General features: G+C 36.5%; 11 protein-coding genes. 4 read left to right on the top strand and 7 right to left on the bottom strand.

The genetic code is table 11. From position 1 onward, the window contains the following. Positions 1-327: 327 nt before the first annotated feature. The 4 genes from M901_RS02545 (at position 328) to M901_RS02530 (ending at position 1,918) form a co-directional block, all read left to right on the top strand. Positions 328-882 (top strand): hypothetical protein, encoded by a 555-nt coding sequence (locus M901_RS02545; protein ID WP_021276589.1) that lies wholly within the window; start codon positions 328-330, stop codon positions 880-882. A gap of 137 nt (positions 883-1,019) precedes the next feature. Continuing rightward, the gene (locus tag M901_RS02540; protein WP_021276587.1) at positions 1,020-1,298 is read left to right on the top strand and encodes a hypothetical protein; all 279 of its coding nucleotides are present in this window, start codon (positions 1,020-1,022) and stop codon (positions 1,296-1,298) included. Continuing rightward, on the top strand, positions 1,279-1,746 hold the full coding sequence (locus M901_RS02535) for an FtsX-like permease family protein (RefSeq protein ID WP_021276592.1): 468 nt from the start codon (positions 1,279-1,281) through the stop codon (positions 1,744-1,746). The genes M901_RS02540 and M901_RS02535 overlap by 20 nt, the downstream gene beginning before the upstream one ends. Continuing rightward, positions 1,730-1,918, top strand: a complete 189-nt coding sequence (locus M901_RS02530; protein WP_021276596.1) for a hypothetical protein — start codon at positions 1,730-1,732, stop codon at positions 1,916-1,918. Before M901_RS02535 ends, M901_RS02530 begins: the two co-directional genes overlap by 17 nt. Here M901_RS02530 and M901_RS02525 read toward each other — a convergent pair. From M901_RS02525 to M901_RS02495, 7 genes are all read right to left on the bottom strand, one after another. Beyond that, positions 1,909-2,145 carry a hypothetical protein gene (locus M901_RS02525; protein WP_157679779.1) on the bottom strand — a complete coding sequence of 79 codons (237 nt, stop codon included), beginning with the start codon at positions 2,143-2,145 and terminating at the stop codon, positions 1,909-1,911. The two genes, M901_RS02530 and M901_RS02525, sit on opposite strands and share 10 nt — an antisense overlap. A 41-nt stretch (positions 2,146-2,186) precedes the next feature. Beyond that, positions 2,187-2,555 carry a hypothetical protein gene (locus M901_RS02520; protein ID WP_198295324.1) on the bottom strand — a complete coding sequence of 123 codons (369 nt, stop codon included), beginning with the start codon at positions 2,553-2,555 and terminating at the stop codon, positions 2,187-2,189. Between the two features lie 188 nt (positions 2,556-2,743). Next, a complete protein-coding gene (locus M901_RS02515) occupies positions 2,744-2,992 on the bottom strand; it encodes a hypothetical protein (protein ID WP_157679775.1) in 249 nt (82 codons plus the stop codon). A gap of 238 nt (positions 2,993-3,230) precedes the next feature. Further along, positions 3,231-3,731, bottom strand: a complete 501-nt coding sequence (locus M901_RS02510) for a hypothetical protein (RefSeq protein ID WP_021276588.1) — start codon at positions 3,729-3,731, stop codon at positions 3,231-3,233. Between the two features lie 10 nt (positions 3,732-3,741). Further along, complete coding sequence (locus M901_RS02505) at positions 3,742-4,509, bottom strand: hypothetical protein (RefSeq protein WP_021276594.1); 768 nt, start codon at positions 4,507-4,509, stop codon at positions 3,742-3,744. Positions 4,510-4,601: 92 nt separating this feature from the next. Next, the gene (locus M901_RS02500) at positions 4,602-5,252 is read right to left on the bottom strand and encodes a tRNA (adenine(22)-N(1))-methyltransferase TrmK (RefSeq protein WP_021276593.1); all 651 of its coding nucleotides are present in this window, start codon (positions 5,250-5,252) and stop codon (positions 4,602-4,604) included. A gap of 17 nt (positions 5,253-5,269) precedes the next feature. Beyond that, on the bottom strand, positions 5,270-5,606 hold a 337-nt coding region (locus tag M901_RS02495), incomplete at its 5' end, for a hypothetical protein (RefSeq protein WP_021276590.1).

The following is a 5,606-nucleotide window of genomic DNA, read 5'->3' as shown; positions in this document are numbered from 1 at the left end:
TTATAATGATTCTGAAGAATTAAATAGGCTTCGAGATGGCGTCTTCAAAAAGTCTTCCGACTCAAGATATTCGCGTTTATACCCATGAGAATACAAGTCAGCAAATGACGAGAATGCTCTCTCGTTTAAATGACTTTTTTAGGGCTGACTTCACTTGTTGCTCTCTTTTTTAGCAGCACTTGGTATCAGGTTTTTCTCTTTTCGCAGCTACTTCAAAAAGAAAATTAAGGAAATCGCCATTCTAATCAGTCTTGGGATGTCCAAAGAAAAGTCCTATTGCGATTTATCTCACTCAGATTATGACACTAGGATTCCTCAGTTCACTTCTTGCAACTGTTTTTATCACTTATCCTTGTTCCAGGACTTGGAGAGGTAACAAAATCACTTCTTCCCTTTCCAATAGAGTTTTCAATTAATCTACAAACAGTACTTCTTGGAATACTCGTTGGAACCCTAGGAAGTTTTCTCATTTGCCTACCAGTTATTTCGAACTTAAAAGATATAAGACCGGCCATCTTACTAAGTGAATCTCAAGCTGAAATAAAGCAGAACTTTAGAACGATCATCACATCATTACCAGTTCTGCTCTTTTTCTGGATCATGGCGATTATTCTCTCTAAATCTTACCAGATCGGATCACTCTTTATGGGCTCCTTCGTTGTCTCAGCGGCCCTCTTAGCAGGAACATCATGGTTCTTCTTTTCAAAGCTCAACCTTTTTAAAAGTATCAAGTCAAACGCGCTACGTTGGGCCTTAAGAGATCTTAATAGAAATACTTTCACAACTTTTGCCTGCTTCATATCAATTGGACTAGGAACTCTACTTCTGAATCTAATTCCAACAAATTCAAGCATCTTTAGATCAAGAGTTAAGAGCACCTGAAAAATCAAAGGTTCCCTCTCTCTTTATTTTTGATATTCAAGAGGAACAACTTGAAACTTTTAAAACTACGGTAAAGAACTCTGGAGCCGATATCTCTCTTCTCTCACCAATGGTAAGAGCAAGGCTTAAGTCAGTGAATGGAAAAGACTTCGACAAAGGAAATGGAGTCCTCAGCAAAGACTCTTTCTCGTGAAGAACAAAGAGAAATGCGTTTCAGAAACCGAGGGTTTAACCTCTCCTACAGAGAAAAGCTTCATGCTTCAGAAAAGCTCTATGCTGGAAAGTACTTCTCTGGCGTCTACGATATAGAGAGTGACAAGTTACCAGAGATTTCTCTAGAGCGACGATTTGCAAGTCGTCTTGGTTTAAAAATTGGAGACAAACTAACCTTTGATATTGAAAGTAATTCCTGTTGAAGGTGTCGTCATTGGATTAAGAGATATCCGCTGGACTTCATTCCAACCAAACTTCTTTATCCAATTTCAACCAGGTGTACTAGAAATGGCACCTAAGACATTTATTGCAACTCTTCCTAGTATGTCTCAAGAATCAAAGGAGAAGATTCAAGATACGCTTGTGGACCAACTCCCAAATATTACAATGATTAATGTGACGAGCTTAGTTGAAAGAATAAGTTCTATGATGAATCAAATGGCCTGGGCCTTAAAATTCATGTCACTTCTATGTCTTTTGGCGGGAATGGTAGTCATCTACTCTATTGCAAATCACCAAGCCCGTTCTAGAAGATGGGATATTGGACTTTTAAAGTCATTAGGGGCAGGTTTCCAATTAATTAAAAGACAATTTCTCTGGCAGTTTGCCATTATATCTTTTCTCGCGACGGCCCGTGGGGGCAATCATTAGCCTAGCCGTCAGTTTTGGTATCTCATCAGTTCTCTTTGAAGGTGTCTGGGCCTTTGATATAACGACTCCTATTATTACGATTCTAGGTTGTATTTTCTTAACCTTGATCATAACAAATCTGGCCATTACAAAGGCCCTCAATACTCAAACCCGAGAGCTCTTTCACTCTTGAAAGGTACTATAAGCAATCTTCGAGTAATTCTCATTGTAATCAACATCGAATGCAAAGAGAATTGCTCCCTTTTGCTTAATAAGATCAATACCTATATTCTTTGCAAATTTTCTTATCGCTCTATAATGGTCATATGATAGCTCTTCAATCCTTTGCTCAAACTCTTCTGCGACCATAGCAATCTTCATTTGATCTTTTTCTTCAAAAAGATCAAGGTAAAGGGCCATCTCTTTCTTTATTCCCAATTCTTTTAAAACCAGTGCAAGAATTAATGAAATCTGCCCCCAAGGCACCAAGATTTCTTGTCAGTCTTATCATTTACAAAGATCTTTACCTGCCCTTCCATATGCTGAGAAACAAATTTTGAAATACCTAACATTCCCTCTTCACCCTTTAAGTGTGAATTTGAGAGAATTTCGGAATGAGGAAACTTCTCTAAATAAGATTCGAGGTTACTAACCGAGAAAAAGCCTTCTGTCTTTCGATTAAAAAACTCAAGACAAATCAATTCTAAAAGATTGATATAAGTCGCATAGTCTCTTTCAATGTGATCAAAGTAATCTTTTTCATTTGAGTTGAGAAAGAGAAATCCTTTGAGCCCTCGACTTTGGAGCCTCATTGTCATTCCACTTTTCACACCCATCCGATTTAAAAAATGTAAACTTCTTTGAAGAGGTTTTCCAGTTTCTACAAATTCATCAATGATCTTATCAAGATCACCATAAACACGGATAGTTCCAGTAGAAATTGAATCGAGAGAGGACGTACGACTTACATAACAAGAATAACTTGTGTCCTATAAGGTTCTTAGTCTACAGTTGTTAGTCAGTCACTAAGAACTCCAATCTTATGGCTCAGAGGATATGCAACGGAAATACATAAGCGCGAAAGCTTCTCAAAACGAGGGTTTCTCTTAAGTACATCGAGAAGTTTATCTGTAAACTCTTCATCCTTAATCTTTCCTAAACTATACTCATTACGAAAGTTTAGAAGACGAGTTAAATAATAGTAATCAGTATTATCCTCTTCAATCTTTGCACCAACTAGTGCGTTATACATATAGATAGAACTCATTGCTTAGCCTTTGTTTAAAGATTTTGTCTCATTTTAGCAAACAAAAGCTATTTACAAACTAGGCAAAAGATAGACATTGTTCAAACTGATATACAAAAATGGGGTTAAAAACAAAGAATTCAAATGTAAAAACAACAATTTACCTACTTGTATTTGAGACAGCTGAGAAAATTGTGCTAATTCAGAAATGATTTCATGGAGATGAGTGAACCTCATCCCCACTATAGAGGAGCAGTTTCTAAGTTCTAGTTCTGTACCTGATAATGACAGATGGGTTTAAATAGAGATTCCCTCTCCTATATTCAATAAACCTCTTCTTCATAAGACTCTTTAAGGCATACGAGAAATCTTGCTTATCCAACTCAAATTCCTTATGACGCTGCCAAAGAGGCTTTAATTCATCAAAGAGTTTTGTCTCTTTCATTCTAAACTTTCCAAGATCTCTTAGATGATAAAGAATAAAGCACTCTTCTTTATCCATTTCAACTGCAAGCTCTTCACAGATGGCCATAAGAGCATCAACACCTGCAAGATACTTCTTGTCTTTCCCATACTCATTTTGAAATGACGAGAAGCCTTTAAAGAACTCACTTATTCTAAAAACCATATTATCATGTACTGCATATGTACTCTTTGTTGAGTCATCACTAACACTAATACATCTTGCTAAAAACTCTCCAAAAAGTTGTTTCTTAGAAAACTCTACTTTATTAACAATATTTTCAATCGTTTCTTCCATTATAATCTCGCTAATTAAATTGACTTATAAATTTCTCAACGGCCTGACATTGCTGAGAATTAAATCTCTTTCCTATCGAAGGAATTTTTTCCGGAGCCTGATGAGGTGGATGCATGTCAAAACCATTATTCACTCCCATTCCATTTCCAAAGAAAGGTGGTGGTACAGGCTTCTCTCTGAAGACAGAAAGTATATTACTCTCAGGACACTTAACACCATCACACATATGAGCTGGATTATCCTGGATCATAAGATGGGCCATTTCATGTGAAAGGAGCCTAGAGCGATTACCACAGTCTATCGCAGTCTTAGAAATCAGAATACTATTTCTCATGGCCTGAAAGATTTTACCAGACTTTATTTTTTCTAATTGAATATCAGGAAAAGCAAATCCACAGTGGCCACTCACATCTTTCACAAAGTGAAAGTTGATTCCATGATTTTTCTTTAAAAGAGAGTTCTTACTTAAATAACGATAGAAATCTTTTTGAAAGTAGATGAAGTCCTCTTTACCATACTTCGTCTTATACGGTTTACTATAACTAGTAGAATTAAAGGCGCTTCCTAGATCTTTTGTCTCACGAATAGTTTGAATTTGATAATCCAGGTCTATACCACATGAGTCCTTAAGTGCTTTTTTCATAAAGAGCATCGCACCTTCAACCTTCTCCTCTGCTTTATAGAGAGAATCAGATGAATAAATTCGAACAGGTAAATAAGCATTCGCAGCAACACTTAGAAGCCAGCTCAGTAATATAAGAAAGTTCTTTAATTTCATAGGGTTTGATTAACTCGTTAAGAAATTTAAGTCAAAGAAAAGGCCTTGATACTATATTTTTTACCGTTCAGCCCAACCGTGAAAACAAAGAGTTAGCTAATAATTCCTTCTAAATCACGAGCCACCTCTAAGCTGAAGGAATCTGATTTGCCCTTCAACAAATAGTGCTTATAAAGCTTTTGAAAATAGGACGCAATTTGATTCTGAGATTTATCGTAGAATTTCTTAGAAGTAAGATCAATTTCAATTTCACTCTCCTTAGAAACAAGAAGAAGCTCATATCCCCACTTCCCATCAAAAATAAGTTTCTCAGACACAAGCCCATATCCACTTCTTCTAAGAAAGTCTCTCATATGAGGAGCCTGATTATGAATTGAAACTAAATAGGTCGCTTTCGCTCCCTCGCGTTGAGAAAATAAAGACGAAAGAATTCGGCTCCCTTCTTCTGCACCAACTCCACAAAGGCATACCAAATCATCAGCACCTATCTCCACTTTAGTGGCATCTAGACAGAGAAGTTCATATTGATCCTCTCTTAATAGACCAATATCTTGGATTTTACTTTTTAGTGTCGAGATAATTGAAGGAACTTGATCTACAAAATTTACCTTTAGGCATTTTTCAGATTCAAGTAGAGCGAGCCCTAAGAGGCCGTGGTCACAGCAAAGATCCCAAATTGTACCGTGACCATGATTGATTGAGTTGAAAACTTCTTTAAGCCTAGGCCCGAGTTTAGTTTTCATTCCCATTCTTCCTAGTCTTATTCCTCATCAGGAACATCTGGCCAGAACTCACCAGAAAGAACCATTTGTACATCTGATTCCGAAAGATATTTTTTGAAAAGATTAAGATAACCAAGAACATATTGTTCATCATCAATCTTCTCATCCATATAAAAATCAAATAACTGCTCCATCTCAGTATTCTCACCAAGTGTTTTTAGGTAAGGCTTTAAGCTAAAGTAGTCATTCTCATCTTTTTTAAATGTTACATCACAAAAATATAATGGATCAGATACTGCGACATTGGCAGTAATTGAAGAATCTCCCTTCTTAAAAGTGTAGATATAAGTAATCTCTTCTTCCTCTAAAACAACA

Source organism: Bacteriovorax sp. DB6_IX (assembly GCF_000447775.1).
Lineage (GTDB): Bacteria > Bdellovibrionota > Bacteriovoracia > Bacteriovoracales > Bacteriovoracaceae > Halobacteriovorax_A.
Note: the sequence above shows the minus strand (reverse complement) of the source record. Positions and strands in the feature narration are given on the sequence as shown.